This is a genomic window from Pandoraea sp. CB10b_02, from assembly GCF_002216225.1.
GTDB lineage: Bacteria > Pseudomonadota > Gammaproteobacteria > Burkholderiales > Burkholderiaceae > Pandoraea > Pandoraea nosoerga.
This window is the reverse complement of the sequence record NZ_NJGW02000014.1, coordinates 1-26,802: the sequence shown is the minus strand read 5'-3', so window position 1 is coordinate 26,802 and position 26,802 is coordinate 1. Positions and strand designations below refer to the sequence as shown.

The window sequence follows — 26,802 nt, the reverse complement described above, 5'->3', positions numbered from 1 at the left end:
GCTTGGTAAAATTCGCGTCGGCGGCCGGCGCAACATTGAGGACTGGCCGTTTATCACGGGTCCGATCGCGCGTGCGATCCCGCATCCGATCGCGCGTCCGATCCCGCATCCGAGCTAGTATTGAGGTGAGTGCCCTTCAGAGGACCGAACGTGTCAAGCCGCCCGCTCTCCCGACACAGTCTGCGCCGTGCTCGCGACGCCGCCCTCGCCTTCGGCGCGGGCGAAGCGAGCTGGAACGACGTCATCCGCACGGCGCGCGACTTCTTCGGGGCGGACGCCGCCGCCTACGTCTCGACCGACAAGGACACCCGCACGCTGCGCGCATTCGAGCAGATCGGCCACGACGACAAGGCCAGCCGGGATTACACCGAGCACTATCATCAGTACGACGACTCGCGACGCCGGCATTGGGAGGCGGGCGCCGGGTCCTGGTTCGAGTCGTCCGTGCGCGAGCGCCACGAGACCACGAACGACCGCTTGTTCTGGGCGGATTTCATGGCGCCGAACCACATCGGTCAAATCACCGGGATCATCCTCGCCAACGACGACGAACTCGCCGCGCTCAGCGTCCAGCGCATCACGCCCGCCACGTCCAGCTTCACCCATGCGGCGGCCGTAGCCGACTACGGCCGCCTGATGAGACGAGCCTTCCTCGCACGGCGCTCGGCCACGCGAGAGCGCATGGACGTCCTCGGACAAGTCCTCGATCCATCCCGGGAAGGGTATCTGGTCGCAGCGGGCGACGCCCGCGTGATCATCGCGGCGCCCGGCACGCAAGCGCTGCTCGGCGGCGATCACCAACTCGTCATCGACCGCAGGCAGCTCACGCACCGCGTTCCCGCCTGGCAGGCACGGCTGCTCGCAAAGCTTCGCGAGACGGCCGTTACCGGGCAACCGTGCCGCATGGTCCTTCCCGACGGCTGGGGTCGCGCATGGCGGCTCGGGCTGCGCCGCACCGACGCGGGACTCAATCTGGGCCTGGGCGTGAGCGTCGGCGTGCGCATCGAACGCCGGGACATCTTCGACCTGCCCGACATCGCCGCCTTCGCCGAACTGTTTCGCCTGAGCGCGGCCGAGGCGCGCCTTTGCCACTATCTCGTGGCGGGCCTCACCATCGACGACTGCGCCGAAGTCGTCGGCGTCAGCGCCCACACCCTGCGCAAGCAGCTTGGCTCGGCCCTGCGCAAGACCGGCTGCACCCGCCAGCCCGAGCTCATACGCCTGCTGTCCGGCCTGTGAGCCCCCGGCCGCCGTCAATGGCAGATTTGAAGTATTGATCGCTCGTTCCCCCAGGAGAAACACTCGCCCTCATGAACGAGCGAGGAGAAAGCCAGATCATGCCCCCGAGATTGAGCCACCCGCGCGTCGCCGCCGCTGCCGCCGTCGCCGGGATTGCCCTGTGCGCGAGCAGTGCGGCCGATGCCGAGATGCGCATGTGGAAGCGCGGCGCCAGCGCCTTCAATGCCGTGATCTTCCTGCAGAACAACGGCAGCCAGGTGCAGCACTGCGACGTGTCGTGGGGCAACGCGAACGGCGGCTTCGGCAACAGCCGGAACGTATTCGTCAAACCCGGCGAAACCGTACAGATCGAGACTCAGGTCGTTGCCGTCAACGAGCAGTACCAATGCTGGCCGTACACCGACCCCTTCGCCAAACGGCGAGACGACGAGCGCCGCCGCCAGGAGATCGAAGCGCAGAAGCGGCAGAAGGAGGAAGAAGCCAAACGCCGACAGGCGGCGATCTGGCAGAACCGGCCGAACGCTAACGCGCTCACGCAAGGCAATTCGCAGCCGGCGACCGCGGCTCCCATGGCCGCTCCGCAAGTCATGCCGGCACCGGCTTACACCCCCGCGCCCGTCTATCAGACCGCACCGGTCGTCGCGGCGCCGGCGGCGTCCGGCAATGCCTCGACGCTGGGCGCGGCCATGGCCGTGCTCGGCACGGTCGGACAAACGCTGGACTCCATGAGCCGCGCCGCCGAAGCGGAAGAAATGCAGCGTTCGCGCGATGCCGCGCTGCGCTCGCAGATCGAGGCACAGGCGCGGCGCTCGGCCGCCGGCGCGGCAGAGACCGATCCATGGAAGGTGTCGCAATGACTCGCCGAATCCGCCTGATGCACGCCGGCGCGATCGGCCTCGTGGTTCTTGCGATCGGCGGCTGCGCGTCGCCGTACTCGCGCGGACTGGACGCCGAAAAGTGGGTCCGATCCGAAGTCATCCCTCTGGAGAAGAGCCAGCCCGAACGCGCCCTCGCCCTGCTTCGCCAGCGGTTCGACGATGAATGCGTGCCGACCGAACGCTTGGGCAAGAGCTCGTTCCGGGCTGCGCTGCGCGGCACGAACCGCGAGAACAACAACCTGGCCTGTCAGGCCTACAACGAGGAAATTGCCTGGCTGCTGTACAGCACCGGCCAATATCAGAAGGCCATCCCGCACCTCACTCAGGTGTGGTGGAGCCGGGAGACCGCACGAACCTACAACGAGACCGACTGCATCAAGCTCAGCTACCTCGGCGTCTACGACAGCGTGCGGACAACCGTGCCGTTCTCAAAAGCCTATTTCGATACACTGGACCGGGCGCAGAATGCCAGCGCCGGAAAGTTCCTGCACAAGGCCTACTTGTGCGAACTCAAAATGTATACCAGCCCGGAAAACCTGAGCACGCGCGACGCCTTCGCCGCTGCCGCGCGAAAGTATTTCGGCGAGCAGGCCGAGCGCGACGTGCGGACGTATGTGGATGTCATTCACGTAAAGATGGCGGCTGCCTCATACAACCTTGTCGTGGGTAACGGCGCGCTGGGGCAAGGCTATCGCGAAAGCGCCGGACGCTATGCCAAGGCAGCCGAGCTCTACCGCAATGCGATCGTCGCCTCCCAGCGACTCGGGCTCGACCGGCCCCTGAACGGCCAGCCGTCTCCCTATGTTGCCCATCTGGGCACGCTGGTGGCGGAGGCAGACAGGAGCGTTCAGGTCAATTCGTCGCTGGCGGTGCAATACAACGAATAAGCGATCGCTGCCTAGCGCGTCGCGATGAAGCTCTTGCGCTCGGCCATCACCCGGTGCCCGCGTTGCACGTTCGGATATTTCTTCAGCAACGCGGCGCCCTCGGGAAACATACCGACGTAGGCGAGAATTGGCGCCAGGAAAAGATCAGCCATCGTGACGTCGTTCTCCACCAGGTAGTCCCGGTCGCCATAGGCCTTGTCGAAGGCCGCCAGTTGCGCATCGATCTCCGGCAGCGCGGCCTCGATCACCGCGCGCTCGGGTCCGCCGTCGCCGCCTTTCGGGAAAAGGTATGGCATGACGTAGCGGCGCACCATCGCGTCGTAGGCGTGGCAGTTGATCAGACTGATCCATTGCGCCACGCGCGCCGGTGCGCTCGCTCCGCCCTTCGGCGTCAGGCTCGGACCATCGAAAGCGCCGTCGATGTATGTCACGATGCCGTGGGTTTCGTAGAACTCGAGCGGACCGTCGGTGAATGCCGGCACGCGGCCGAACGGCTGGTGCGCCAGCAACTCCGGCGTGTGAGGCGCCATTTCCGCGAGCGTGTAAGCAACGCCCTTTTCCTCCAGCGCCATGCGCACCGTGCGCACATACGTGCTGCGCGCGTCGCCGTAGACCGTTACCGTGCCCGCGCTTGCCCGCGGGTCCAGATAGTCGTTCAGGCGATTGAACACGGACTGCCACCCCCCCATGTGCGAGTCGCGCGTGCGCTCGTCGGGGAACCCCGTGTGCAGCATGTGCAGTCGCGTGCCCTGGTTTTCGTCGGTCAACGTCACTTCGATCAACGTCGTGATCCGTGCCGGCATTTCGCCCGTCTCCCACGACCAGGTGTAGGCGAGGAAGTCCGCGCGCTCGAGCTTCTGGTATTCGCCGGTCGCGGCATGCCGCACGCCGTCGCGCGTGCCCATCACCACGCGGTACCGTCCGCCGACGCGAGCGTCCGCGCTGGCCTCCACCACGCTCAAGCCGCGCGGACAATGCCACGCGGCCAGAGCCGTCTCGTCCGTGAACGCGTCGAAGACTTTCTCGCGCGGCGCGCGAATGAAGCGGCTCAACTCCAGTTGAAACGTCGCTGCTCGATTCATGATCCTGTCCCTCGATCGTTTGTCTTGCCACGCGCCTCGGCGCCCGCGGCATGCGTGCGTTCGACGAATTCCACGAGCCGGTCGAGATTGCCTTCCCAATGCCGGCGGTACGCCTCGAGCCACGCGTGGGCATCATGCAAGCCTTCCGCGCGCAGATGACATATGCGCCAGCACGCGCTCACTTGCCGCTCGATCAACCCCGCCGCCGCCAGAACCCGAAGGTGCTTAGAAATCGCGGCGCCGGACATGGCGAACGGGCGTGCCAATTCCCCCACTGGCGCCTCCCCCTGCGCCAGCCGCGCCAGAATGGCGCGCCGCGTAGGGTCGGCCAGTGCCGCGAATATCGTCGAGAGGGTGTCGGTGGTGGGTGGCATGGCTTCATTTAACTTAATGGTTAAATGAAAGTCAAGGTGAAATTTGACTCCGCGTGGTAGCGTCGAGCGAGTTGGCTCGCCCCCCCGTACTGCGTGCTCCGTACCCCGTCCCCTGGCCTCAGCCCGGCCCCTCGCTGCCTGCCGCCAGCAGCGGCACGAGTACGTCGCTAATCGGCGTGGGAATACCCCGAAGGCGACCATAGCGCTGTATCACGCCGTTGCGGATGTCCCACTCCATCGGGCGGTTCGCTTGTCGGTCGGCAAGGATCGACGTGCCCAAATCGGCCGGAGCACGCTGCAGGCCGTCGACGATCTGCTGCGAAACATCATCGCCCAGCGACGCCCCGTTTGCGCGCGCCACGCTCAGGCACTCGCCCAGATAAGCCAGGGCCAGCGCAGCCACATCGCTGCGCGAGAACATTCCGGCACGGCGATTGGCAAGGACCATCAGCCCGGCAACGGCGTTCTGCAGGAGTTTTCGCCATGCGACGGAGACAAAATCCGGGGACAGCTCCACCGCACAGCGTGTGCCGTCGAGCGCCTGCGCTACCCGTCTTGCCTGGGGCAGATCGGGCAGGGTGAGGCGGGGCGAGGCACGCAGCCACACCGAAGCATCCGGCTCGCGCTGCGCGGGAAACCACACGACCGACGGCAGCACCGTTGCGCCGTTGGCATAGGGCGCGAGCCGGGCCTCCTGCTCGACACCGTTTTGCAGCGCGCACACCAGCGTGTTGTCATTGCAAAGCGCTGCCAGCCAATCGGCGCAGTCGGCTACCTGCGTGGTTTTCACCGCGATGAACACCAGATCGAACGGGCGATGAATCGTTGCGGGGTCGGTCAATACAGGACCGGGCACCACGATTTCACCGCCGTCGTGACGCAATCGCAATCGCGGGTGTGCGGTGCGACCACAAAGCACGGGCGTGCGGCCGACTTCATGGAGTGCGGCGGCAATCGTGGTGCCGATGGCACCCGGCCCAATGAGCGCAACGGCGGCCTGCTCAGACATTGGCATTCCCCAGATTTGATCAACCGATCATCAGCGTGCCGACGGCAATCACCGCGCACGCCAGCATCTTCCTCGGCGTCAGCGTTTCGCCCAGAAAGCAATAGCCCAGCACCGCGGCGAAGAGCACGCTGGTCTCTCTGAGCGCCGAAACGGCGCCCATGGGCGCCGCTGTCATGGCATAGATGACGATGCCGTAGGCGAGCAGCGATATCAGCCCGCCGGCCGCCGCGTGCCATACACCGGCACGCCAACGCAGCAGCGTCCTGCCACCACGCAGCACGACATAGAGCGCCGGCATCAGTGCGCCCCACAACGCGCTCATCCATACAATATAGGCGAGCGCGTTGCCGGACATGCGCACGCCCATGCCGTCCACCACGCTGTAAGCCGCGATAAAGGCGCCGGTGGCCAGGGTATATCGCAGCCCCGACATCGCCACCTTTCCGCCTTTCAGGGCGAGCATCAAAATCCCGCCTGAAACCAGCGCAATGCCGCCGGCGGTACTGAATCCGATTTTCTCTCCGGCGAAGACGGCCGCCGCGCATGTCACCATCAGCGGCGACGAACCACGCGCGATCGGATAGGTTTGCCCGAGATCCCCGGACCGATAGCTGCGCACCAGGCACAGGTTGTAGCCGACATGCAGCAACGCGGAGAGCAACGCGTAAGGCCAGCTGGCGCGGGCGGGCACCGGCAAAAACAGTGCGACGCCCGCGCAGGTGACGGCGATCGTCAGGCACATGATGGTCATGGACCACAACCGGTCGGCGCCCCCGCGCAGCAACGTATTCCAGCCGGCATGCAGCAGCGCGGCGAACAGGGTGAGGAAAATGACGTATCCGGGCATGTGCCGATACTAGACAGCACCTTTGCGGATGAAAAGTGATGTGTCGTCATCCCGGCATGAGCAACGACTCATGCCTGAGCGTACCTGAGCTGCGCCTGCTGCGATTGCGCCAATAGCCAGCTTCGGAATTTCACGATGTGCGGCTGCGTCTCGATGCCTCGCGGGCAAACGAAGTAGTAGGCGGCCGGGGAGGGAAACGGGATGTCAAAGAGCCGGATCAGACTGCGCTCAGCGATCTCCTTTTCCACATGGCCGCTGCGCGCCAGGGCGACGCCGTGCCCCAGTAGCGCGGCCTCGATCGTCATATTCGTGTCCGCGAAACGTACACTTTCGTGCAATACGTCCGTATGGATGCCTACCCGCTCGAACCATACGTCCCATTTCGGCACGAGGTCTGCGCCGTCGCGTGTCAGAAGCGGGTAACGCAACAGTTCGGCCGGTTCGGACGGCGCCCCGAAGCGCCTTAACAATGCGGGGCTGGCCACCGGAAAAAGCTGCTCCCGGAACATGAACTCGGTGTGCAACGCGGGGTAATTGCCGTGGCCGAAGCGGATCGCCACATCGGAATCCGTGCTGGCGAAGTTGATGGCTTCGTCCGAGCTCTCCAGCGTCACGAGAATCTCGGGGTGCAGGCGCGCCAGACCGGGCAGGCGCGGCAGCAGCCATTTCAGTGCAAAGGAATAGGTGGTATTGACGCGCAGGCGCACTCGCCCGTTTTGCTCGCGAAGGTCCGCAAGCGTTGCTTCCAGCTTGCTGAAGAACTCGCGCACGAGGGGGGCGAGCGCGGCGCCCGCGGGCGTGAGCCTGAGCGTTTTACCGCGCTCGAAAAGTTGCAGCCCCCAGATTTCCTCCAGGTTCTTCAACTGATGGCTGACCGCGCTTTGCGTAATGAACAGCTCCGCGGCGGCGGAGGTAAACGTGGCGTGGCGAGTCGCGACTTCAAAAGTACGCAGCGTCGCCGTCGGGGGAAGATCGCGCATCTTTGCGCTCCTGTCAATGAGCCAACACTCATGACACGATATGCCGGAATCTGCGGAAAAGATACGGCCAACGATGTTCCGGGGTGTACCCCGGGTATTGCGGATTGCGGATTGCGGATTGCGGATTGATTGTCACTTCTTACGAATCAGCTCCAACCCCTCTCGATAGGTCGTCACTTCGAACCCGGTAAATCGACGCTTGAACTTCGTGGAATCAAAAAGGTTGTCCTGCTCGTAGCGGGGCAGCAATTCCCTGATCTCGCGCACCTGCTTCGAGAACAGCCCGGCAGCGGTCAAAGCGCACTTGCTGATAACCGAATAACGGGGGTCGCGCCCGAAGACCTGACTGGCCATCACGACGAGTTCCTTGTAGGTCGGCCGGTCGTCGCTGCATGGCAGATGCCAGGTTTGGCCAAAGGCATCGGGAGTATTTCCCAAGGTCGCCAGGGCCCGGCTCGCGTCGGGAGTCCAGATCAGCGTGCGCAGCGTATCGTCGCGCACGGGCACGCGCGGCTTCTTGCCGGCCTGGAGCTTTTCGATGATCAGCGCATTCGTGAAGCTCTGCGTCTTACCGGGACCATAGAACTCGGGTGCCCGGCCAATGAGCACCGGAATCTCGCCGCGCGCCATTTCTTCGAGCACCATCGTGGCCATCGCCGCGCGTACCTTACCCTTGCGGCCCACCGGGGCGAAGGGCGCTTCCTCCGTCAGTAGCCGCGCATCCTGCGGATACATGTAGGTGTTATCGAAATAGGCGAAGCTCGCGCCCGCCACGCGGCAGGCGTCCAGGGCATTCTTCAGCATCGTGGGGAACTGCGCTTCCCATAGCGCCGTGTCCGGTGGCAGGCCGGCCGTGAAGTACACGATGCGGCTTCCCTTAACCGCCTCCAGGGTCTGTTTCGCATCAAGCAGATTGGCGGACACCAGCGTGTCGGTGTCGTTGACTTTGCGCGGATGGCGGCTGACGAGCCGCACGTCGCTGGTGTATTTGCGCTGCAGCTCCCGTGCCAGTTCTACCGCTATCTGACCGTTTGCTCCCAATATCGTCTGCATGCAGTCCACCCTTATGAAGTTGCGCCTGATCGTGCGATGGACTCAAGGCTAACCTTGAAGTAATGTTTAACGTCAAGCCTGTGGACACTCGGAGCACCTCGGTCATGAAAATTGGAGAACTTGCAGAGCGCACCGGCCTGGCGACCTCGCGCATTCGCTTTTACGAGCGCATTGGCCTGCTCAAGTCGGTCGAGCGCTAGACCAACGGCTATCGCAGCTATCCAGACGATGCGGTATTGGTACTCAAGCTGATAGCGACGGCGCAACGCGCGGGCTTCAGCCTGGACGAACTGCGCACGTTGCTGCCTCGCGACCTCGGCAACTGGGAACACGGCGTCCTGCTCGACACGCTGCGCCGCAAAGTGCAGGACATCGAAGCTCTGCAGGCACAGCTTGCACAAAGCAAGGCTCAACTGGTCGAGCTGATGGCGCAGATCGAAGCCAAGCCGCAGGACATGGATTGTGCTGCCAACGCGCGGCGTGTTCTGTCTGAAATCAAGTTGGTGGAGACTGAAAGACCCCCGACAAACGCGAGGCCCCGTCGCCATTAGAGGGGCTTCACGTCGCGCAAAGGCGCATATTTCACTTGGCATTAACGCTATATTCAAATTCAGCGTTCTTCCGTTGGTTCGTTGCCGGAAAGGTCTTCAAGATGGACATGCATTTCGCAGGCGTCCGTTTCGCTTCAAACACGGCTCCAGGAGGCACGGCATGACAAGGAAAATACTCCATGTCGTCAGCAACGTCGCTCACTACCGGGATCCGACGCAGCCCACCGGTCTGTGGCTATCGGAGCTGACCCATGCGTGGCAGGTCTTTGCCGCCCATGGGTACGAGCAACGCATCATGAGTCCGCTGGGTGGTCGCTCGCCGCTCGAGCCTCGCTCGCTCAAGTGGCCGCTCGCCGATGCGTCCGTGAAGCACTGGCTGGCCGATCCGGCGCGGATGGCGCTGCTGTTATCCACCGCGCGACCGGATGAGATCGATCCGGTAGAGTTCGACGCGATTTACTTCACCGGCGGACACGCCGTCATGTGGGACTTCCCCGACAGTGAAGACTTACAGCGCATTACCCTCGCCATCCACGAGCGCGGCGGCATCGTTTCATCGGTCTGCCACGGCTATTGCGGGCTGCTGAACACACGGTTGAACGACGGCTCACTGCTGGTGGCCGGGCGGCGTATCACAGGGTTTTCGTGGCGGGAAGAAATGTTGGCAGGAGTCGCTGCGAAGATGCCCTACAACGCCGAGGAGGAGATGAAAAAGCGTGGCGCGCGCTACGAAAAGGCATGGCTGCCTTTCGTTTCGAACGTCGTTGTCGACGGCAGGCTGGTGACAGGGCAGAACCCCATGTCGGCGAAGGCGACGGCTCAGCACGTCGCGGCAATATTGAATCGTCCTTGAACAACTGTCAGCCACTCCCGCATGGAGGTGCGCGACGGCCTTCTCGACGGGAAGCCGACGCAAAATGCGTACATCAAATCGTTCAACGACAAGTTCCGCGACGAATGCCTTGGCAAGCACTGGTTCAAGACGCTTGTGCACGCGCGGGCGGTCATCGCGGTATGGCGCCGGGACTACGACAAGCCAAGGCCGCACAACGCTGAACTACCTGTCGCCAGCAGAGTTTGCGGCGAAACATCGGACAACGGCGAATGCTCCTGCCGCCTTCCCGGAACTGGTTGAAAGGGACTTTGCTAGAAGTCCATTAGCCCTTTGAAGGGGGCAGGTCATGATGAGGAATATCCAACGCAATTTGGGCGCGCATCTGCTCGGCAATTGGCCCACAAACGGTCGGAGTGTACGTTGGAGCCGTGACCGCAGGAGTGCTATTGCCGGATGGCTAGGATGAGTTTGATGTCAGTCACATCACCCACGCCACCACCGACTTTCTCGTGATGGGCCAGTTGATGGGCTGAAAAACAAAAATCCCCGCAAATCATTGACTCTGCGGGGATTTCTGAACGGTCTTGGCGGAGAGGGTGGGATTCGAACCCACGATACGGTATAACCGTATACCGGATTTCGAGTGCGACACTATCCAAGGCCAGTCGATGTAACCATTTGATTTTAAACGATAGCCATGCGCCGGTCAGCACGAAAGTTATCGTAGTTTTACACGTATTTCGAGCGGTTCACGTATAGTGTGGACACGTTCTGGTCACACTACCGCCATGATAACCATCCACGTCTGTGGCCAACTAAATGGCCGCTGAGTATCGAACCGAATAGTATTCTTCCAGCTACATACATCTAAAAGAATCCCATGACAAAAAGAGAATCAGTCTGGAAGACACTATTCGTTTTTTCACTGACTGTGACAGGGGTTCTCGCTGCGTTCGCCCTAGCCAACTTTCTTGAAGCCACATTTGGACTGGCACCAGCAGTCACGATAATGTGCGCGCTATTGATTCTCGGATTACTCGTGCCCGTCATATTTCGAGCAGCATGGAAGCTATGGAACGACGGGAAGAGTCGCGGAGCATCCATTGGCGAGCGACTTTTCGACATATCGGAGTTGATTCTATTGCCTATTGGTCTGCTCGTATCGAAAGGTGCCAGTTGGATTCTTGGCGCTGGCGCGATTGTGGCGGCGATCTTCATCATCGGGCTTCTGATCGCTGGCATAGCATCGCTGCCGGTAAGCGCTGCAATAATCATAGGCGCGCTCATCATTTCCTCGTCAAACAAACGCCGATAGAACATCAGCAGCGCATGAAGAAGAACTGTATTTTTATACAGCACTTTGTGCTAGTTTACCTCCCTCACCAGCACCACGAGGGAGGCCGCCATGCCATTACATCCGCGTCCATCCGACCTGACGATTGATCAGTTGCGCAGCCTATGGCTCACCAACAAGGATCCGGGTGTTCGGCAGGCTCTCGAAGAACTGGTCTTCCGGCGGGAGCAGGTTCGACGCAAAGAGGATGTGCTTCAGCGGGTAGAGTCGCTGTACGTCATCATCCACCAGGCGTGGCGTGACGAGGTCGGCGGCACCCTCATCGCGCTTGAATGGCTGAAGTCAGCGCTCGGGGAAAACCGAGAACTCAGGGGGGAATTGCCGCAGATTCCCGGGGCACCTTCACGTTGAGATGCGTCGCCAAAGATAGCAAATATGAGCTTTTTACTATTTTTGATTATTCTCGTTATCTTTGTTGCGTCAGCGAATCGTAGCTGCGCTCGCTGCTAAATTTTTATCTGCTCGAACTGCCCTGACCCATAACGCCAAGGCACGCGAAACGCGGCGCCGCCGCGGATCCGCCGACTCTGATCCATTATTGCCGGCCACCATTTGACCAGATTCTGGGCTTTGTCCCAGTGGCGCTTTTCCGACCACTGACGGTGAAGTACGAAGACGATCAAACCCGATTCTCTCAGGGCTTTTCGTTCGAGATCATTTTTGCGAAGACCGTCTTGCGACAGAATGATCCAGTGTCCTTCGGTAGCTAATGCGGCAATCCAATCATGATCCTTCGCGTTTGCTTCGAAGCGATCACGCAAATGCGTGACGCACTCCACCGCATCCTCGACCTCGCACAACTCGCTCACGGCACGAGCAAGATGAGGAGAAAGATTGTTGTCGAAAAAATACTTCATGCTGCCAGCCGCTCGTAGCGGATGGCAGCATCAACGGCAGCAACTGGTATGCCGAATATCGAGGCAGCCATTTTTTTACTTTTTTCTACCTCATACGTCTTGAAGACTAGATCAGTCCTCACCCCGTAGTCAGCTAGTATTGGCTTGCCAAAGGAAATCTCCGGATCCAGAACGACAATATTGCTCTTTGGCAAAGGGAACCAGCGCCGCGCACGTCCATCCGCCGCAAATTCGATTCCAACGTACAGCTCCGGGCGGACGATATGCTCAAATACCATCTGACGCTTTACAAGATCGGTAAGTTCGGACTCGCCATGCTCATGAAGCGCCTCGTAAAATACTGACTTTCCGTCAGTGAGGAAGCGATTTGCGGTGAATGGATAGTCCATTCCGAAAATTGCTTTCGCGTTCTCAATCGCTGCCCGAATTACTCGCAACGGGACGTTGTGGCTACGGAAAGCCTTGACTACCCTGAGTTCCAGAAGATCACGGAAGCCAATGGCCTTCTCGCCGAGTTCTGCCAATTGTGTCGTCCACAGGGGCGGACTAGAACCATCCTTGAACGTATAGCCGAACAGCCACCGGCTCACCTCGCGCGCGTCAGCGCCTGTGAGCCTTTCCGCTTCCTTAAGCGTATAGAGGCCAATTCCCGTGAGATCCATGTCGTTAGTGTCCACCCCGATCTGCTGAAGATTGTAACATCTCACCTCAGTCGCCCGAATGGGCTTTGCCATTGCCCATTAGCGCGTCGTAGCTGCGCTCGCAGGCGAGGCCGGCGATGTGCGCAGCGTCAGCGAATTTAGCGAGGTCTCCCGCAGCTTGGTCAGCCCGGCTGAACAGCCCTGCGAGCAAATCAAGGGGATCTGCTCCCCCACCGGCTGGCGAGCCTCCGCTGGAAGCGGCGGAATGTCGCGCGGCAGCGGTATATTCGGTAAGCTGCTTGCGCATCCGGTCATAAGCAGCGTCAGAGGCGCGAGCCGCAGCGCTCGCAGTGTCAGCAGATTTTTTCGCATCGATCGAGATCCCGGCCAGCGTTGTCGTCATCTGGCGATAGAGGTTGTTGGAAGCGGTCAGGTCTTTGATTTGCTTCTCTTGCGCAGCGACCGTGGCTGACTGATCGGCATCGTGGTGCCCTTTCCAGTAGCCGGCGCCGGCCGCCAGCACCACCGCGAGCAATAGTCCGCCCCACACGCGAGGATCAAGCCACGTCACATTGCACCTCCGGCTTTCAGATACTGCTCGAGCAACGGCCCAAGTGTGTGCTCCACCTGGCCGTAACCGGCCCCCGGAAGACTCGCCCAGATGTTCCGGCACTTCGAAATTGCTGACTCGATCCTTCCTGCCTTGATGTCGGCCAGCGCGCCGCGCTCACGAATCTGCTGGATCGCAATCTTGTCCTGGCTTACCGGCGAGAAGTCCGGGAGCCCCAGCTGCTTCTTGTACGCGTCGTAGTAGCGTGAAAGCAGTTGGTACCGCCCCGCCGCGGTCGACCAAACGTTGAACCGCTTGATCCACACCGATTTCCTGGGATGGTCCGCGTAGCTGTCAAACAGGTCGCCGCCGACGATCACGTTGTAGCCGTCGTCCGAACCGGCGATGCGCGACGTGAATTCAGACCAGGCCAACATGTCGAGGAACGCGCAAACGTTTTGCCCGCCCGCCGCGGCTGCGTCAATTCGAGCCATGCCCCCTCCCCTTGTTTGTCCAGTACACCTTCCTCGCCATTACCCAGATCGAGACGATCGCAAGCCCGACAAGCATCAGGACTTCCGGTCCATCAATTGCGTGGCGCATCCAGACGGGTTTGAAGAGGTTTCCGACAGACGCCAGGCCGATAGCTGAGAAGCCCGTCGTCCCCCAGAATCCCGTTTTGATGGCGTCGCTCAGTGCCACCCAGATGCAGGCGGCGAGCACGACGACGTTCGCGATGAAGAACACCAACACCCAGATCATTTTTCGAGCCCTCCGAAGAGTCGCCGCTTGAGAGCCCCGATCAGGTCGGCATCGTTGATTTCCTTGAAAACTTCCTTTGCCAGCGCCAGGCCAAACAACCCCATCAAGAAGCCAAACGCCTGCTGTGCGCCGGCATCCGTGATCGCGAAATACATCACGACCAGCGGGCTGAGGTAGTAGGACATCGCCGCTCCGGCTGCGAACGACATCGCTTTTTGTTTTCGTGTCAGGCCTTCGCCAATGAAGCGGAGCGCAATCAGAGATCCGACCGCACCCGGAAGCACCTTCACCGTCACGGCTACTGCGGCCGCCACGGCGCCCGACGTTGGTTCCGCCATTGGATTGTTCCTTTGAGCGCCCCCGCGCCCTGCTCTGGAAATGAAAAAGCCGCGCGAAGGCGGCCATGGTCAAAGGTTGCTCACGTCTATCAGAATGCCCCCGTAGTCGAGTGCCGACTGATAGTCGTATTGGAAATTTGGAGGATTGGGTGAGCTGGGACCGAACCGCCAATTGAACGTCGAGAATGTGGCCACGCCCACCCCGGACATCCAGCCACCGAGGCCGATGTTTCCACGCCATTCGCCCGACAACAGACTTCCGTTGAACTGCGTCGATGGCGTGCGTATCGCACCCACCCCGATGCGTCCGCCGCCAGGCGAGAACGAAGCGGAAAAGCTCGTCGCTGCGCCGTAGTTGTACTGCCCATAATCGGGGCCCGCGCCGATCACGTTCCCCGCGATCACCTGCTTGATCAGTGGGTATCGCATGCTCGACGTCGCGACCGGCTGCCCTGCCGAGTTGTAGACGACGAGCAGTTCGGAGCCGTCAATCAAGACATCCGACGAAAACACAAAATAATTGATCGACACTGGCGAAAGCGCCATGACGCGCGTCACCCACGAGTTGCCTCCCGTATTCGTCGTCGAAATGACCACGACGGGGATGCCATTCGTGTTCTCCATGACGAAAAGCGGATTGGTCGCGGAATAGGCAATGTCCGCTACGTAGCACGTGGCATACACGTCACCCGCTCCCGAGGCACCGAGGTACAGGCTCTGCTGAACCAAGGTCGCCACGCCCTTTTTGGAGAGGCAGTAGTTCGTCGACTCGCCGTCGATCTGGAACACGCCGGCGTCGCTAATCGACTGAAACCCGTATGTCATCAGCGAACTCCAAAGACGATATATCCCGCCATGGTCACCTGCGTGCCCTGGGGAGCCGGGTAATACCAGGAGAGCGTGTTGCCTGAGACCGAGATTCGGGGAAACCTGCGGTACGCGCGCACGTCGTAAAACAGTTGCTGAAGGTGAAACGACGCGAATGGCTCGCCGGTCAGCAATCCGTCGTTTTGAAGGCTGCCACTCGTGCCGTTGATATACACGGATCCAAGCACGCGCCCGACTCGACTGAACGGATTGAGGATCTCATTGCCGGCCGGATCGAAAAGCTGAAGTCCGGCGACCATCAGAGCAACCCCAGGCGCACGCGCAGCACGTTGTTCGCGTCATAGACGCTGATTCCGTTGGGCGAGAGGACAACACGGCCCTGACCGCTGGCCCCGCCGTTCATATACAGCGTTCCCGACTTGTCCAGGCGCCACCCGCTCACCCCGGCCTGATAGTTGTTGGACTGGATGTAGTCGCCGATCATGGCATTGGTGATCCAGCCGTTGCCGATGAACGCCTGGCTGATGAACGTCTGGCCGTTCTGGATCACGAAAGGCGTGCTCACCTGATCGTTCGCCGTGTTGAGAAAGGCGAATCGATCTGCGAGAAACAGGATTTGGGACTGCACCGGCCCCGTCTCATTGCTGACGCCGATCCCAATGCCAGCGCCGTAATACTTCCCGCCGGATGTCACGCCCACCTTCATCTGGTAGGACGCGGACACCTTGCCGTCGAGGCTGGCCAGCGCCTGAGCGTTCGTCTGCACGAGCGCGGTGTTCTCCCCCACCGTCGCCTGAAGCGTCGTCACCTGCTGCGCGACTGCTCGATCGCCATCCTGAATCAGCGATTGCACCGACAGGATACCGGCGTAGATGTTGACCGAGCCGGCGTAATCCTCCTCGCTGCCGGCGAACGGCGGCTGGATCGTCGCAATCGTCGCGAGCAGATCCTGCGAGAGTTGCGTTTCGCCAATCTTGCCGTTGAGGTAGCCGAGGATGTCGTCGGCATCAGCGCTGGCCTGCCCCATAACACCGTTCGTGGCCGGATACCACGCGCCGACGTTTCCGGACTTGTCGATCAGGCGCGCCCAGAAAAAGAACGTCGCGCCCGCCGCGAGCCCCATCATCGTGTGAGTGTTCTGCGGAAACGCGAAGTCGGCCAGTTTGATGGCCGTCGCGCGGTCGTTGGTCTGGCTGTACCAGACCTCCGTGCGTTCGACGTCAAGCGGCCCTGTCGGGAAGCCCCAGTTGACCTGGATGCCGAAAACAATGCCCGTTGCGATGAGGCTCGTCACCGTAGGCGGCGGCGAAGTCTTGCCGTTGAGCGTGGTCTCCGCCGAGTAGGCTGGAATAGACGGGACATCGAGCGCATTCAGAGCCGTCACGCGCGCCACATACCGGCCTGCATAGAGGTTCGGCACCTCAAGACTTTGCGAACCTGTGCGACCGGCCTTTACCCACTCGCCATTGTCCCGGCGCCATTCGACTTCATAGGCGATCGCCTTATCTGCAGGCGTCCATTTGATGACGCCTGTCGTCGATGCGAAGCCTTGCGCGATGACCGAATACGAATCCCATACCACGTCCCTCGCGGGCGGCTGCACGGAAGGCGGAATTACGCTGATCGGGCGCTGTTGCAGCCGAGTGCCGCTATCAATAGCGCCATACTTGTCAGGGTTGTGCTGGATGGCCGACACATCCCACTGAAGACCTTCACCCTGCGAGATGCTGAGAATCCGAAAGAGCTGCGTCTTCAGTTGAGAACTCTCGACCACCCATACCGATTGCGGCTGCACCGCCTCGGTCCATCCTGCACTGACCGTGACGGCGTTCCCCGATACCGATTGAACGGTTCTCGTCTGGCGCGCCCCGCTCGGCAGAATCACCGTCAAGGTGTCACCGGGAGCAATCTGTTCCGCCTTGTCGAGCACGACCGTCGTACCGGACGCCGACTTCACGCGGCCACCTATTCGGCGCCCGGCGCGCGATGCATCGGCGACGCTGACCACACTTCCTGGCGAAACCATCGCCTCCTCGAGCCCGACGGAGAACGATACCGACTCCGTTTCGAGGCGGCTGCTCAGAAGCGTCCAATGCCCCACGCGCTGCGCTTGGCCCTGGCTCGCGCATCCGAAGGCGGTAGTCTCGGTCTGCTGCACGCCATAGCGCGCAATGCCATCCTGATCCTCGACGTATTCGACCTTCGCCTTATAGAAGTCGCTCGGATCGTTCCATGTGACCAACGCGACTGTCTTGCGGGCCTTCCAACTAGTTCCCGTGTAAGTGAACTTGCCGTCGATGACGTTGGCGTTGGTGAAGCTGTACACCGGATCGCCGGGCATATCCGACACAGCAACCACGTTTCCGTTAGCCCAGTAGGCCATGCCTCGGAAGATCGTCGCGAGATCTTGGAGCACCTTGTAGGCGTCTGCGCGAGCCTGCAGATAGCAATTGCAGGTAAAGCGCGGCTCCCGGCCGCCTTTCCCATCGTCAACGAGCTCGTCGCAGTACTGCCCGATTTGATACAACGACCACTTGTCCACCTGCGCGGCATTAATCCGGTGCCCCAGGCCATAGCGAGGATGCAACACGAGGTCATAAAAGACCCAGGCGGGGTTGTCGGTCCACGCAGATTTAAACGTGCCATCCCACGAGCCGCTGTAGGAGCGCGTCGTAGGGTCGTAGTTGGATGGCACTCGGACAATCCGGCCCTTGAGGTCCGCTGAGCGCGTAGGGATGCTCTTGAACTGCCGCGCGTCGACCTGAATGCCAATTAGCGCGGTATTCGGGTACCTCAGCTTCGCATCGATAATTTCGGCGATGCTCTCGATATTGGTCGTGTCAGCGATGGTGCTACTGTTCGCGTTCGGTGTAATCCGTCGGACGCGGACCGTCCAGCCGGTAGATGCCGCTGGGAGATTTACTCGGTGGCTCCGCTGATAGTTCGACGTCGTCTTCCCATCGAATGCTGACGACAAAACCTGCTGAAAGGCACCTCCGTCTGTCGAGAGATCTATCGCATACTCGACGCGGTACCCGGTAATATCGCCGTTGCTCGTATTTGCCTGGGAGAGCGCTGGCACCGACAAGGTGATGCGGACGGCTGACAACTGCGTATTGGTGACGGCATGCACCCAAGGCGTCGACGACGTCAGCGGCACCCCGACTGACGACTCGCTCTCTACAGATGGGAAGCCCGGGATATAAGGCTGATCCTGCGTTCCGGTTCGGACGTCAACGCTGACGTTCTGGAAGTTCGATGAGCCGTCCGGATTCAGAATCGGCGTGCTATCGAGAAAAACACTTTGCAAGCCGTTTACCAACCCGGCAATCTCCCCCTCAGACACCGCATCCAAGACCTTCGCGTACGAGATCGAGTGAAGACTATCGGGGCTCTCGGTGGGCGCGCGACTCTCGCCGCCCCCCTTCCCTCCGCTACCGCCATAACCGATGATGTATTTCATGGGCCCCAGAAATGCAAAACCCCGCTTTAAGCGGGGTTCAGGATTGCAAATCGACTTGTATTTGAATGGCGCGCTACCACCAACGAATCGCATAAATGACCGCAGCCAAAGCAACGCCGACGGCCAGAATAAGCGCGGCGTTCGCGAGGCGCCGTCCTACGATTCCGGCGTCGTCAGTACTCATTTTCCCGTCCACTTTTACCTGATGTTTCGGCGTATACTTGAACAAGGTTCTTCCTTCTGGGCGTACAGAGGGTTGAAACAGAAAGCCCCGGCTGCTGCTAACAGTCCGGGGCTTTCGCTTTTTTGGGGCTGGCGCTTGCGTTCTACTATCGCAAGAATGCCGTTTCAGAAAAATCTGTCCATGTTGTATAGGACGCTCCTACAACATCACGCCTGATCTTCTGCATAGACACCCGCCGATATGACAGCGCCGCCGACGATCATTCGCCCGTACAACACCGGCACCGGATTGCCCTGCGCCTGAGTGTTCACCGGCCCGTTAAAGTTGTAGCTCGCGCCGTTGTCGGGACTGTCCTTCACCGAAAGCCCTTGCTGTGCCGGAGACAACAATTGCGTGATACCGCCCACAAACATCGCAGCACCGAACATGGCACTCGCCTGCGTCACGCCACCAGCACTGAACGTACCGGCGAGCGAAGAGGACGGCCCGAGATACCAGGCTGAGGCGATGATTGCCGCGCCAAGAAGGACTTGAAACAAGCCACCGCGCTTCGCCCCCAGCATCACCGGCGCAATGCGAATGTCATCATTGCCGGGTGGCATGTCGAGCTCTTCGCAGCTCAGATGACGCTTGCCTACCAAGACCGCATATCCGATACCGCGGGCGCGACTGCCCACCAGGTCCTCATAGAACCCCTTGCACTGGCTTGCGAGCGCTCGGAATGCCTCTGCCGGGCTGTTCACTGCGAAGCGGTGGATTCGCCCATACTTGGCCCCAAGCCAGCCATACAGCCGAACGTTTCTGATCTTTTCCAATTTCAGCGCCCAATAAAAAACCGCCCCGCAGGGCGGCCAGTGTCTTCGCTACTGACGGGAGATTCGCCAATCCCCGCCATCCATCGATATTCGCACGTCCACAGTCTTTCCTGATTGAACATCCACGGCGATCTGCTGAATCTTCGCTGTCGGGCTATCCACCTGCATCCCGATGTTACGTCGGCCTTCCGGTAGGTTCGCCACCAGCACCGAGTTAGATTCCATGTTTGCAACATGGCGCCCGTCGATGTAAATCAAAACGTCGAGGCCGGATCCATAAGCGCCACTATCACGCGCGATGCGCACAGCGCCCTTTGACGCGGCCCCTTCGAGGATGCTGCGATCAATTACGTTCTCGGTTCCGACTTTCGGCGCCGAGGCAGGATCGATTTTCGATGTAGCGCAGCCAGCTAAGACAGCAAGTGTAAATGCCGAAGCGGCAAGAATTTTCATCGTTCACCCCGTCAACAATGCTCAGGGCAACGATATTACCCCATCAGTGACTTGTGCCTCAGAACGCATCGCGTGATCTCGCGCCAGTACCCGCCGTACACCTCCCGCGTTGAGAGACGGCCGTGCATGTGGTGCAGCATCAGCCCGTCTCCAAGGTAGACGCCGGCATGGTTCGGCACATCGGCGCGGCGCTGCATCAGGATCACGTCCCCAACCTTCTCTGGGTTGTCCTGATTCAGATGCACGAAACCCGCTTTCGGGTATCCCTCCATGTACAGGTTTTCACCTTTCGTCCACCAGTCGTCCCGCCGCGGGAAGTCCGGCAGGTCGATCCTGAGCTCGCGCGCGTAGAAGTCCCGCACGAGCGACCAGCAGTCCAGCACCCCGTGTGCGAACGTTCGTCCCACGAGCGGCGCCTGGTACCCCCTGGGCTCGATCGTTCGAAAGTCGTCCGCTGGCCACGACAGGATGTGCCACGGCAGCCCGGTGGCCTCGCAGCTCACAAGATCCGCTTCGCTTGGCGTCGCTGGGGCGTCGGGGTGCGAATGCACCACCGCGACCACGTCTCCGATGTCTTCGGCCGCCGCGTAATCCTCCGGCGCCATCACGAAATGCTCGGTGCCTTGTGCGAGATTCCTGCAGCGCACATACCGTTCGCGCCCCTTGGCGATCACGACCAGGCCGCAGGCTTCGCGCGGGTAGTCCTCCGCAGCGTGCTCGCGGATGGCCTTCAACGTTCTCTGATTCATCAGGAAGTCCGCACGAGGTCAGCGGCCGGAAAACCGCCATACGGCAGTTCGTTGTTCTCGCCGAAGCGGCACTTGCACGACGAGACGCGCCCGCCGCACTTATCGAGCGACGAGTCTGCCACGGGGTTGTCGTCGCGGTCGAAATACGCAGTGCCCGTGTACCCGCAATACGGGCCTCGGTATCCGCCGATGGTCAGCCAGATGCACACGTTTGCGATGATCTGCCGCCGCGGCAGTTGCTCGCCATTGAAGTCGAGCGCGCTAGCAAGCTCGAACGTCACCGATTCATTCGTCTCTTCCGTCTTCTGGTTGATGTACCAGAGTTCGGGCGGCAGTTGTTCGTTAGGATCGGCCGTCGGGTTCCCTTCCGGGAAGTTACGTGCGTCCAAGTACTGGCCGAGCGTGCGCATGCGCGTCAGCTTCGCCCCAACCATGTCGTCAAGGTACAGACACAGCGCCGTGATCGATCCGTCGATGTTACCCACCGACAGTGACGGCGTCGGTTGCTGGCCCTCTCCGCTGCGTGCGAAGCCTTGGACCTCGATTGGCCAAGGCGAATATTCATTGCCTTGCCACCAGATTGGACCGACCTGAGTGTGGCCGTGAAAACGCAGAATCTCGCCTCCTTGAGCGGTCGCATCCAGCTCGAATAGTTCGACCAGTGCACCGGGCTCGAGACGCTGGATATCAGCAACGATCGACATTGACCTTCAGCGCCCCATAAGCTCGGCGGCCAGGTCAACTACCGGTACCGGTGGAAAGAAAGCGCCATCCAAATAGCGGTAGCCGGGGCACACTGTCGAATCGGGCTCCAGCGGCACAGCCCCATCCAGAATGGGGCATTCCGCCTCACCATCCCACAGCGCGACGTTAACGACAACGCCATTCTCAATGACCGCATATTTTGACGTCATGAATACTCCGTAACGATTACCACGCCAGGCGCACCGTTCGCTCCGGTAGTCGGCCCCTGATTAGCTACGAGAACGACACCACCGCCACCGGAGCCATAGCCGGTGCCGGGTGATGCGGCACCTGCGCGCCCTTGTCGACCACCAGTGCCGAGCGGCGAATTCGCGCCCGGAAAGCTCATCAGGATGTTCAGGGTGTAACTGCTCAGGCTGACCGGTGCAGACGTTCCGGGCATGTTCAGGAGATTGCCGCCCGTCGCCGTGCCGCCGGCACCGCCGATCGCGGAAACTACATCAGCGCTCGCGACCGATGGATTTCCACCCGAGCCGCCGCCGGCCGTCACCGAACCAAACGACGTCGCACCTCCATTCCCGCCATCCCCTCCGGATACTCCAACACCGCCAGCGCCGATGACGACCGCAGTAGCCGTCGGCGACTGGACGTAGAGGCGGATGTAGCCGCCGGCACCACCAGCGCCTGCTGCCGAGCACTGTCCTGCCCCAGTTGCCGGCGCCCCCGCGCCAGCACCGCCAGCGCCCTGAATCTCGACGATCGCGTACGTGCAGCCCGGCGTCGGCGTATACGTGCCACTGGTCGTGATCACTCGAACGCCGAGCAACCGGCCCGTCGATGGAGCAGGCATTGCCGAAAGATCAACAATGTTCGTACCGTCGGAAAACACCACGGTCGAACGACCTGCTGCCAGCTGAATCCCGGAACCGGACGACGTCTGAAATGCGAGCGTGAACGCACCGGTGGTGCTGTTTCGAATCGCCCATACCTGCGTCGGGCTAGGCGGAACCGTGACAATGCGGTTGCCCGTAAGAGCGCCCGTCATGTCGATTATGCCGTTGATAGCCTCGGCCGGAGATAGCGCGAGTGTGCCGGCTCCGCTGACATCCTTCGTCAATTTGCCTTGCGCTCGCGTGTAAAGCTCGTCGAAGTTGTCGCTAGTCTTTTCAAAAGCAACACGCGAAGTGTCCCCATCGGTCCCACCAGGCGGCGTACCGAGATTGATGATTTGCTGTGCCATTTATGGAGCGAAGGTTTGTTGAAGCGTGGCGCTGATCGTGAAGACCTGATTCCCCTCACCGGAGAGCGTGTAGGTTTCGCAGTAGTACAAGCCCTCGACGCCCATCGGGGGCGTCCAATAGAACGACTTGTAGCCGCTGTGACGGTCCAGGAAGTCTTTGAGGCGCTGGAGCTTTTCCGCTGTGTTCGTACTGCTCACGGACCATGAGGCCACGGCCGTATTCAGTCCGTCCCCAACGCGCTGCTCATATCCATCGCCAAACTGGGCTTTGCGCGTTCGGAAGTTCGTCGTTCCAGACGAACCGACCTTGACGCAGAAGTCAAACGTTTCCGTTGCCATCAGCCCATCCCGGTTCGCGCGCGCCAGAGCAAGCCGCCCTGCCGCATCTGTCGAGAGAGTTCGTCCGTCACGACGGTGCGGATAGCGGATGAAAGCTGCTTGCCGGTCCGGTCCGCGTCACCGCTCGTCTGCGTCGTCGCGTTCCCGTTGTTGTCGATCTGCGTCACGATGCTGACGTTCACGCCGCCGCCGGACGGGAGCGATGGGAGGATAGTTCCCGACGTGTTGGGTACGAACAATTCAGCCTGCCGTTCGCCAACGATGTATGGCTGGCCGGCCGTCACCGGGCCCCCGTTCGCTCGCAAACTCACTTTCGAGATAAGGTCATCAAGACCAGCCTGCGTCTGAGGCCCGTAGATCCCGTTACCAACGGCAGTGCCCGTGGCGTCACCGTATGCCCCGGCGACGGCTCCGAAGATCGAGCCGATCAGGCCCGTGCCAGCGCCACCGCCCACAAGACCGCCAAAGAGCGATTGGGAGAGATTTGCTGCAGCAGCGTTCGCCAAGGCTCGGCGCAGGAAATCCAGGAAGCCCTTGAGCATTCCGTCGAGTCCTTCCTTGAACGGATCGAAGAGGAATTCGGCGAACGACGACTGGATGTTCTGTGCCGCGCTCTTAGCGAATTCGTCGAGCTCGCTCTGCGAATCCTTTGCCTTGTCCGTCAACTCGTCGAATTTCTTCTGGACCTGCGTGATGGCACGGTCATACGTCTGCGCGTCGATGTAGCCGCCCTGCAGAAGCGTGTTCAACTCCTGGTAGTCCTGCTGCATCCGCTCGAAGGGCGAAAGAGTCTCCTCGTAGACTTTCTTTCCCTTTGCGATCAGTTCCTGCCGCTGCCGCTCCTGCTCGATGCCATCCTTCGCCAAATCGACGAGCGTCGCCGCCGTGAGGATCTGCTCCTTCTGCGCTTCGGTCACTGTGCCTAAACGCCCAGACTGGATCATTGCGAGCGCCTCTTCGGCGGCCGTCAGGTTCTGGACGGTGATTACCTGCTTGTTCAGGGACTCGAGGTAGCGGTCAGCTTCAGTTTTCCTGTCCTTCGCCGACTTCTCCGCCTTTCCCCTGCCTGACTGATAATCAAGCACCTGTGGTGGCGACTTAAGCAGCCTGTCCCACTTGTCACCGCCTGCCGAATCGCCGATCGCCAATGCTTCGCGCTGCTGCTGCAACTTGAGGAAACTGAGCTTCTTCTGCGTGTCCGAAATCGCGATGTCAATGCTGCGCACATCGGCACCGCGCGCCGCATATTTTTCCCGGTCAGCTTGCAGACGATCCAACTTGTCGGTGTAGCTTTTGATGTTCTCACCAGCCGTCTTGAACGGATTGATGGTGGACATCGTCAACATCGCATCTAGGAACCCGCCGCTTGACTTTATGCCGTCCTGCAACTGGCCAAGGAGGGTGTTCAACGTGGGCAACACATTGGATATCACTTCCTGCACCAAGACCTTGAACTGAGCGGTCAGCCTATTCAAGTTGTCTTGGAACGCAGCGGCATTTGCGGCGGCTTCCTTCGATGCACCTGTGAAACCGTCTACGCTCTCAGCCATGTCATTCAGCACAGGCAGCAGGTTCGCCCCAGACTTTCCGAACAAGTCCGTAACCAGCGCCGTCTTGGCCGCGCCATCTTGATAGTTCTGCAGACTCTTCGAGATGTCGATGAGTACCTGTGCAGGGTCGCGGAGATTGCCGCCGGCATCCCGCGCCGACACTCCCAGCGCCGCCAGGGCCTTGTTGGTCTTGTTAGACTCGTCGTCGACTGTGGCCATGCCCTTGGCAAGCTTGCTGATGGCCGACTCGACCTCGTCGAAGCTGTGCCCATAGGACATCGTCGACTGCTGAATCTTGGAGAGATTCTCGACTGAGGATCCGGTCTTCTGCGCTGCATCGTCGAGCGCGGCCAACTGATCGATTGCGTTCTTTCCCAGCAGCACTGCCGCGCCGCCGGCCGCGGTCAGCCCAAGACCTATCCCAACGCCGAGCTTTGCGAAAGCAGCATCGATTTCCTTCGCTCGCTTCTCGGCCAGCTTGGCGGCACGATTCATGTCCGTCTCGAAACTGCCCGTTTTCGCGAGCAAATCGACGGTGATTGTTCCAATGCTCATACTCGGCGCCCCGCTGCGCGGAAGAGGTCGATATCGGCCTGGGTGTGTTTGGGCTTCACTTCACTGCTTGGCTGGAGCCACTCAAGGCGATTCCTCATCGTGGCCTCCGGGTCATCGCCCGACGACATCGCGCCGGCCACCAGCGCAGCAGGCCGATAAAACCTGTGGTAGTCATCGAACGGCCACTGTTGATAGAAGTCGACCCAGCGCTGGAATTCGTGGTCGCTCATGGCTGCCTTCCACTCGGCGACCGTTCGGCCGCCCAGCGCGAGCGCAAGGACGTGCCAGAGCCATTCCTCGCCCCGGGCCTTTATGCGTTTCCCGGCTCGTCCTCCTGACGCTTGTTCAGCTCGAGCGCGGCCGCGAAGAGACGTTCGAGCACGCCTTCTTCAAGCTCCTTGGCCTTTTCAAGAGTCAACGCGACCTTCCCGTCCGCATCACAAAGGCTGGCCGCGACGAGCACGTGATATGCCATGCCTCGGTCATCAATCGACGGCGAGCGCAAGCAATTGAGGAACCGCTGATAGTCGTAAGACGAGACACGGCGGAAATAGAGCTGGTGGGTCGAACCGTCCTTAAGCTGGATGTCCTTGCCGACCACTTCGGGGCTCACGAAAAACTTGCGATCGAGCATGGTCACCTCACACCGTGCTCAGGTCGAAGTCGACTTCGCCGGAGCGCTGGATGGTGATCGTCCCCTTCCAGATGTCGTTGCCTTGAATATCGATGTTGATGTCCGACACGTAGCCGTTGAAAATCGCTGACGCCCGACCGACGACCGTCTGCAGCGTGCCGGTGCTGTCGGCCGTCGGGGTTGTCGTTCCATCCGACGAGTAGATGCCCCACGAGACCGTTTCCCCGCTCTTCTTCAGGTTCAGCAGGTCTTCGTGAGCAACTTCGTTTTTGTGGACGTTGAATGCCACCGAAACTTGGCCCGGGTTGCCCAGGCCGCCGACAAACTCACGGTCCCCCGTGTTGTCCAAGCAGGTGATCTCGATCTGATCGCGCGCGCCACCAAGGCCCGAGATCGACGTTGCGCATACCACGCGCTCGACCGTATTGCCCATCGGGTTGACGAAGTAGAGTTCAGTCCCTTGGGACTTGATGATTTCTTCAGCGGCCATTTTCGGCTCCAAAAAAAGAAAAACCGCCCGAAGGCGGTTCAGTGCAAAGCAAGTCGGCAACCGTCAGCGCGGTAGCCACCAATCGAAAACCATCGAGATTCGGTATTTCTCGGTCTGAGCGTCCCGCTCGTCTGCCACGTATCCAACACACAATGCGTATGGCTCAAGGGCCGATCGAACTGCCTCTGCGAGCGCCTCAACCTCGGCGTCGCCGATCGACCAGCAGTCGACCTGCGCACGGAACTGGTCAGCACAGGCGCCTTCGAGCGCATTTTCGGGCGCACCGCCAGGGAAAGAGAACGTTAGATAGGGTGAGGAAACACCTTGCGGCGCGCTCCCATGGCGATAGGCGCGCACCGGCGACGTACCAACCAATGCGGTGACTGCCGCGCTTGCCGAAAGCGCCTTGAATATCTTCGGGTACACGTCGCTGCCTCGCCTCACGTCGGACTGGACTTCGACAATCGACGAATATTGATCCGGCCCCTGTGAACTTGTATCAAGCTGCATAGCGAACAGGGCCGTGCTCGAAATACTTGCGAATTCGTTCGGGCTGGCGT

General features: G+C 60.7%; 33 protein-coding genes and 2 pseudogenes. 7 read left to right on the top strand and 28 right to left on the bottom strand.

The window, feature by feature from the left end:
• Positions 1-150: 150 nt before the first annotated feature.
• From CDN36_RS15400 to CDN36_RS15390, 3 genes are all read left to right on the top strand, one after another.
• Positions 151-1,239, top strand: a complete 1,089-nt coding sequence (locus CDN36_RS15400; RefSeq protein WP_150556245.1) for a helix-turn-helix transcriptional regulator — start codon at positions 151-153, stop codon at positions 1,237-1,239.
• Positions 1,240-1,337: 98 nt separating this feature from the next.
• Positions 1,338-2,096 carry a hypothetical protein gene (locus tag CDN36_RS15395; RefSeq protein WP_287497193.1) on the top strand — a complete coding sequence of 253 codons (759 nt, stop codon included), beginning with the start codon at positions 1,338-1,340 and terminating at the stop codon, positions 2,094-2,096.
• Positions 2,078-3,004: a hypothetical protein gene (locus tag CDN36_RS15390; RefSeq protein WP_287497192.1), complete on the top strand. Its 927-nt coding sequence runs from the start codon at positions 2,078-2,080 to the stop codon at positions 3,002-3,004. Before CDN36_RS15395 ends, CDN36_RS15390 begins: the two co-directional genes overlap by 19 nt.
• Positions 3,005-3,015: 11 nt before the next feature.
• Here CDN36_RS15390 and CDN36_RS15385 read toward each other — a convergent pair whose 3' ends face one another.
• The 6 genes from CDN36_RS15385 to CDN36_RS15360 all read right to left on the bottom strand — a co-directional run bounded on the left by CDN36_RS15385 (position 3,016) and on the right by CDN36_RS15360 (position 8,349).
• A complete protein-coding gene (locus CDN36_RS15385) occupies positions 3,016-4,086 on the bottom strand; it encodes an SRPBCC domain-containing protein (protein ID WP_287497191.1) in 1,071 nt (356 codons plus the stop codon).
• Positions 4,083-4,460 carry an ArsR/SmtB family transcription factor gene (locus CDN36_RS15380; protein WP_287497190.1) on the bottom strand — a complete coding sequence of 126 codons (378 nt, stop codon included), beginning with the start codon at positions 4,458-4,460 and terminating at the stop codon, positions 4,083-4,085. Before CDN36_RS15380 ends, CDN36_RS15385 begins: the two co-directional genes overlap by 4 nt.
• 118 nt (positions 4,461-4,578) lie before the next feature.
• A complete protein-coding gene (locus CDN36_RS15375; RefSeq protein WP_287497189.1) occupies positions 4,579-5,475 on the bottom strand; it encodes an oxidoreductase in 897 nt (298 codons plus the stop codon).
• Positions 5,476-5,488: 13 nt separating this feature from the next.
• Positions 5,489-6,316: an EamA family transporter gene (locus CDN36_RS15370; RefSeq protein ID WP_287497188.1), complete on the bottom strand. Its 828-nt coding sequence runs from the start codon at positions 6,314-6,316 to the stop codon at positions 5,489-5,491.
• Positions 6,317-6,384: 68 nt separating this feature from the next.
• Positions 6,385-7,296 carry a transcriptional regulator GcvA gene (gcvA, locus tag CDN36_RS15365; protein ID WP_150556336.1) on the bottom strand — a complete coding sequence of 304 codons (912 nt, stop codon included), beginning with the start codon at positions 7,294-7,296 and terminating at the stop codon, positions 6,385-6,387.
• 132 nt (positions 7,297-7,428) lie between these two features.
• Positions 7,429-8,349 (bottom strand): NAD-dependent epimerase/dehydratase family protein, encoded by a 921-nt coding sequence (locus tag CDN36_RS15360; protein ID WP_287497187.1) that lies wholly within the window; start codon positions 8,347-8,349, stop codon positions 7,429-7,431.
• 104 nt (positions 8,350-8,453) lie between these two features.
• Here CDN36_RS15360 and CDN36_RS15355 point away from each other — a divergent pair.
• From CDN36_RS15355 to CDN36_RS15345, 3 genes and pseudogenes are all read left to right on the top strand, one after another.
• A pseudogene (locus CDN36_RS15355) lies at positions 8,454-8,900 on the top strand (MerR family transcriptional regulator).
• 160 nt (positions 8,901-9,060) lie between these two features.
• Positions 9,061-9,753 carry a type 1 glutamine amidotransferase domain-containing protein gene (locus tag CDN36_RS15350; RefSeq protein ID WP_287497186.1) on the top strand — a complete coding sequence of 231 codons (693 nt, stop codon included), beginning with the start codon at positions 9,061-9,063 and terminating at the stop codon, positions 9,751-9,753.
• A 48-nt stretch (positions 9,754-9,801) separates the two neighbouring features.
• Positions 9,802-10,069 (top strand): annotated as a pseudogene (locus CDN36_RS15345) (integrase core domain-containing protein); the annotation flags it as partial.
• A 533-nt stretch (positions 10,070-10,602) separates the two neighbouring features.
• On the opposite strand, the gene CDN36_RS15340 reads toward CDN36_RS15345, so the two are convergent.
• Entirely contained in the window at positions 10,603-11,094 is a 492-nt protein-coding gene (locus CDN36_RS15340) for a hypothetical protein (protein ID WP_287497185.1), read from the bottom strand.
• Between the two features lie 46 nt (positions 11,095-11,140).
• Here CDN36_RS15340 and CDN36_RS15335 point away from each other — a divergent pair, with 46 nt between their 5' ends.
• A complete protein-coding gene (locus tag CDN36_RS15335; protein ID WP_287497184.1) occupies positions 11,141-11,440 on the top strand; it encodes a hypothetical protein in 300 nt (99 codons plus the stop codon).
• Positions 11,441-11,535: 95 nt separating this feature from the next.
• Here CDN36_RS15335 and CDN36_RS15330 read toward each other — a convergent pair whose 3' ends face one another.
• From CDN36_RS15330 to CDN36_RS15230, 21 genes are all read right to left on the bottom strand, one after another.
• Complete coding sequence (locus CDN36_RS15330; protein WP_278648503.1) at positions 11,536-11,946, bottom strand: PIN-like domain-containing protein; 411 nt, start codon at positions 11,944-11,946, stop codon at positions 11,536-11,538.
• The gene (locus CDN36_RS15325; protein ID WP_287497183.1) at positions 11,943-12,608 is read right to left on the bottom strand and encodes a DUF433 domain-containing protein; all 666 of its coding nucleotides are present in this window, start codon (positions 12,606-12,608) and stop codon (positions 11,943-11,945) included. The genes CDN36_RS15330 and CDN36_RS15325 overlap by 4 nt, the downstream gene beginning before the upstream one ends.
• 46 nt (positions 12,609-12,654) lie before the next feature.
• Entirely contained in the window at positions 12,655-13,158 is a 504-nt protein-coding gene (locus CDN36_RS15320; protein ID WP_287497182.1) for a DUF2514 family protein, read from the bottom strand.
• The gene (locus tag CDN36_RS15315) at positions 13,155-13,631 is read right to left on the bottom strand and encodes a glycoside hydrolase family 24 protein (protein ID WP_287497181.1); all 477 of its coding nucleotides are present in this window, start codon (positions 13,629-13,631) and stop codon (positions 13,155-13,157) included. Before CDN36_RS15315 ends, CDN36_RS15320 begins: the two co-directional genes overlap by 4 nt.
• On the bottom strand, positions 13,618-13,899 hold the full coding sequence (locus CDN36_RS15310) for a holin (RefSeq protein ID WP_287497180.1): 282 nt from the start codon (positions 13,897-13,899) through the stop codon (positions 13,618-13,620). Before CDN36_RS15310 ends, CDN36_RS15315 begins: the two co-directional genes overlap by 14 nt.
• Positions 13,896-14,237 (bottom strand): holin, encoded by a 342-nt coding sequence (locus CDN36_RS15305; protein WP_287497179.1) that lies wholly within the window; start codon positions 14,235-14,237, stop codon positions 13,896-13,898. The genes CDN36_RS15310 and CDN36_RS15305 overlap by 4 nt, the downstream gene beginning before the upstream one ends.
• A 69-nt stretch (positions 14,238-14,306) precedes the next feature.
• Entirely contained in the window at positions 14,307-15,062 is a 756-nt protein-coding gene (locus CDN36_RS15300) for a hypothetical protein (RefSeq protein WP_287497178.1), read from the bottom strand.
• A complete protein-coding gene (locus CDN36_RS15295; RefSeq protein ID WP_141571379.1) occupies positions 15,062-15,364 on the bottom strand; it encodes a hypothetical protein in 303 nt (100 codons plus the stop codon). The genes CDN36_RS15300 and CDN36_RS15295 overlap by 1 nt, the downstream gene beginning before the upstream one ends.
• Positions 15,364-18,528: a TipJ family phage tail tip protein gene (locus CDN36_RS15290; RefSeq protein ID WP_287497177.1), complete on the bottom strand. Its 3,165-nt coding sequence runs from the start codon at positions 18,526-18,528 to the stop codon at positions 15,364-15,366. Before CDN36_RS15290 ends, CDN36_RS15295 begins: the two co-directional genes overlap by 1 nt.
• 390 nt (positions 18,529-18,918) lie before the next feature.
• Positions 18,919-19,527, bottom strand: coding sequence for a tail assembly protein (locus tag CDN36_RS15285; protein ID WP_287497176.1), 609 nt, complete (start codon positions 19,525-19,527; stop codon positions 18,919-18,921).
• 48 nt (positions 19,528-19,575) lie between these two features.
• Positions 19,576-19,980 carry a hypothetical protein gene (locus CDN36_RS15280; RefSeq protein WP_287497175.1) on the bottom strand — a complete coding sequence of 135 codons (405 nt, stop codon included), beginning with the start codon at positions 19,978-19,980 and terminating at the stop codon, positions 19,576-19,578.
• A 35-nt stretch (positions 19,981-20,015) separates the two neighbouring features.
• Positions 20,016-20,729: a C40 family peptidase gene (locus tag CDN36_RS15275; protein ID WP_287497174.1), complete on the bottom strand. Its 714-nt coding sequence runs from the start codon at positions 20,727-20,729 to the stop codon at positions 20,016-20,018.
• Positions 20,729-21,433: a phage minor tail protein L gene (locus tag CDN36_RS15270; protein ID WP_287497173.1), complete on the bottom strand. Its 705-nt coding sequence runs from the start codon at positions 21,431-21,433 to the stop codon at positions 20,729-20,731. The genes CDN36_RS15275 and CDN36_RS15270 overlap by 1 nt, the downstream gene beginning before the upstream one ends.
• A 6-nt stretch (positions 21,434-21,439) precedes the next feature.
• Positions 21,440-21,643, bottom strand: coding sequence for a hypothetical protein (locus tag CDN36_RS15265; protein ID WP_287497172.1), 204 nt, complete (start codon positions 21,641-21,643; stop codon positions 21,440-21,442).
• Positions 21,640-22,674: a glycine-rich domain-containing protein gene (locus tag CDN36_RS15260; protein WP_287497171.1), complete on the bottom strand. Its 1,035-nt coding sequence runs from the start codon at positions 22,672-22,674 to the stop codon at positions 21,640-21,642. The genes CDN36_RS15265 and CDN36_RS15260 overlap by 4 nt, the downstream gene beginning before the upstream one ends.
• A complete protein-coding gene (locus CDN36_RS15255) occupies positions 22,675-23,013 on the bottom strand; it encodes a phage tail protein (protein ID WP_287497170.1) in 339 nt (112 codons plus the stop codon).
• The gene (locus CDN36_RS15250; protein ID WP_287497169.1) at positions 23,013-25,118 is read right to left on the bottom strand and encodes a hypothetical protein; all 2,106 of its coding nucleotides are present in this window, start codon (positions 25,116-25,118) and stop codon (positions 23,013-23,015) included. Before CDN36_RS15250 ends, CDN36_RS15255 begins: the two co-directional genes overlap by 1 nt.
• On the bottom strand, positions 25,115-25,348 hold the full coding sequence (locus CDN36_RS15245; RefSeq protein WP_287497168.1) for a hypothetical protein: 234 nt from the start codon (positions 25,346-25,348) through the stop codon (positions 25,115-25,117). Before CDN36_RS15245 ends, CDN36_RS15250 begins: the two co-directional genes overlap by 4 nt.
• An 80-nt stretch (positions 25,349-25,428) precedes the next feature.
• Positions 25,429-25,752 carry a hypothetical protein gene (locus CDN36_RS15240; RefSeq protein WP_287497167.1) on the bottom strand — a complete coding sequence of 108 codons (324 nt, stop codon included), beginning with the start codon at positions 25,750-25,752 and terminating at the stop codon, positions 25,429-25,431.
• A gap of 7 nt (positions 25,753-25,759) precedes the next feature.
• Complete coding sequence (locus tag CDN36_RS15235) at positions 25,760-26,242, bottom strand: phage tail tube protein (RefSeq protein ID WP_287497166.1); 483 nt, start codon at positions 26,240-26,242, stop codon at positions 25,760-25,762.
• 63 nt (positions 26,243-26,305) lie between these two features.
• On the bottom strand, positions 26,306-26,802 hold a 497-nt coding region (locus CDN36_RS15230; RefSeq protein WP_287497165.1), incomplete at its 5' end, for a DUF3168 domain-containing protein.

Bases quoted from the DNA above. Each gene is read 5' to 3' on its own strand.
- CDN36_RS15395 (WP_287497193.1), top strand. From the start codon at position 1,338: ATGCCCCCGAGATTGAGCCACCCGCGCGTCGCCGCCGCTGCCGCCGTC.
- CDN36_RS15390 (WP_287497192.1), top strand. From the start codon at position 2,078: ATGGAAGGTGTCGCAATGACTCGCCGAATCCGCCTGATGCACGCCGGC.
- CDN36_RS15385 (WP_287497191.1), bottom strand. From the start codon at position 4,086: ATGAATCGAGCAGCGACGTTTCAACTGGAGTTGAGCCGCTTCATTCGC.
- CDN36_RS15380 (WP_287497190.1), bottom strand. From the start codon at position 4,460: ATGCCACCCACCACCGACACCCTCTCGACGATATTCGCGGCACTGGCC.
- CDN36_RS15375 (WP_287497189.1), bottom strand. From the start codon at position 5,475: ATGCCAATGTCTGAGCAGGCCGCCGTTGCGCTCATTGGGCCGGGTGCC.
- CDN36_RS15370 (WP_287497188.1), bottom strand. From the start codon at position 6,316: ATGCCCGGATACGTCATTTTCCTCACCCTGTTCGCCGCGCTGCTGCAT.
- gcvA (WP_150556336.1), bottom strand. From the start codon at position 7,296: ATGCGCGATCTTCCCCCGACGGCGACGCTGCGTACTTTTGAAGTCGCG.
- CDN36_RS15360 (WP_287497187.1), bottom strand. From the start codon at position 8,349: ATGCAGACGATATTGGGAGCAAACGGTCAGATAGCGGTAGAACTGGCA.
- CDN36_RS15350 (WP_287497186.1), top strand. From the start codon at position 9,061: ATGACAAGGAAAATACTCCATGTCGTCAGCAACGTCGCTCACTACCGG.
- CDN36_RS15335 (WP_287497184.1), top strand. From the start codon at position 11,141: ATGCCATTACATCCGCGTCCATCCGACCTGACGATTGATCAGTTGCGC.
- CDN36_RS15330 (WP_278648503.1), bottom strand. From the start codon at position 11,946: ATGAAGTATTTTTTCGACAACAATCTTTCTCCTCATCTTGCTCGTGCC.
- CDN36_RS15325 (WP_287497183.1), bottom strand. From the start codon at position 12,608: ATGGATCTCACGGGAATTGGCCTCTATACGCTTAAGGAAGCGGAAAGG.
- CDN36_RS15315 (WP_287497181.1), bottom strand. From the start codon at position 13,631: ATGGCTCGAATTGACGCAGCCGCGGCGGGCGGGCAAAACGTTTGCGCG.
- CDN36_RS15310 (WP_287497180.1), bottom strand. From the start codon at position 13,899: ATGATCTGGGTGTTGGTGTTCTTCATCGCGAACGTCGTCGTGCTCGCC.
- CDN36_RS15305 (WP_287497179.1), bottom strand. From the start codon at position 14,237: ATGGCGGAACCAACGTCGGGCGCCGTGGCGGCCGCAGTAGCCGTGACG.
- CDN36_RS15300 (WP_287497178.1), bottom strand. From the start codon at position 15,062: ATGACATACGGGTTTCAGTCGATTAGCGACGCCGGCGTGTTCCAGATC.
- CDN36_RS15295 (WP_141571379.1), bottom strand. From the start codon at position 15,364: ATGGTCGCCGGACTTCAGCTTTTCGATCCGGCCGGCAATGAGATCCTC.
- CDN36_RS15290 (WP_287497177.1), bottom strand. From the start codon at position 18,528: ATGAAATACATCATCGGTTATGGCGGTAGCGGAGGGAAGGGGGGCGGC.
- CDN36_RS15280 (WP_287497175.1), bottom strand. From the start codon at position 19,980: ATGAAAATTCTTGCCGCTTCGGCATTTACACTTGCTGTCTTAGCTGGC.
- CDN36_RS15275 (WP_287497174.1), bottom strand. From the start codon at position 20,729: ATGAATCAGAGAACGTTGAAGGCCATCCGCGAGCACGCTGCGGAGGAC.
- CDN36_RS15270 (WP_287497173.1), bottom strand. From the start codon at position 21,433: ATGTCGATCGTTGCTGATATCCAGCGTCTCGAGCCCGGTGCACTGGTC.
- CDN36_RS15265 (WP_287497172.1), bottom strand. From the start codon at position 21,643: ATGACGTCAAAATATGCGGTCATTGAGAATGGCGTTGTCGTTAACGTC.
- CDN36_RS15260 (WP_287497171.1), bottom strand. From the start codon at position 22,674: ATGGCACAGCAAATCATCAATCTCGGTACGCCGCCTGGTGGGACCGAT.
- CDN36_RS15255 (WP_287497170.1), bottom strand. From the start codon at position 23,013: ATGGCAACGGAAACGTTTGACTTCTGCGTCAAGGTCGGTTCGTCTGGA.
- CDN36_RS15250 (WP_287497169.1), bottom strand. From the start codon at position 25,118: ATGAGCATTGGAACAATCACCGTCGATTTGCTCGCGAAAACGGGCAGT.
- CDN36_RS15245 (WP_287497168.1), bottom strand. From the start codon at position 25,348: ATGAGCGACCACGAATTCCAGCGCTGGGTCGACTTCTATCAACAGTGG.
- CDN36_RS15240 (WP_287497167.1), bottom strand. From the start codon at position 25,752: ATGCTCGATCGCAAGTTTTTCGTGAGCCCCGAAGTGGTCGGCAAGGAC.
- CDN36_RS15235 (WP_287497166.1), bottom strand. From the start codon at position 26,242: ATGGCCGCTGAAGAAATCATCAAGTCCCAAGGGACTGAACTCTACTTC.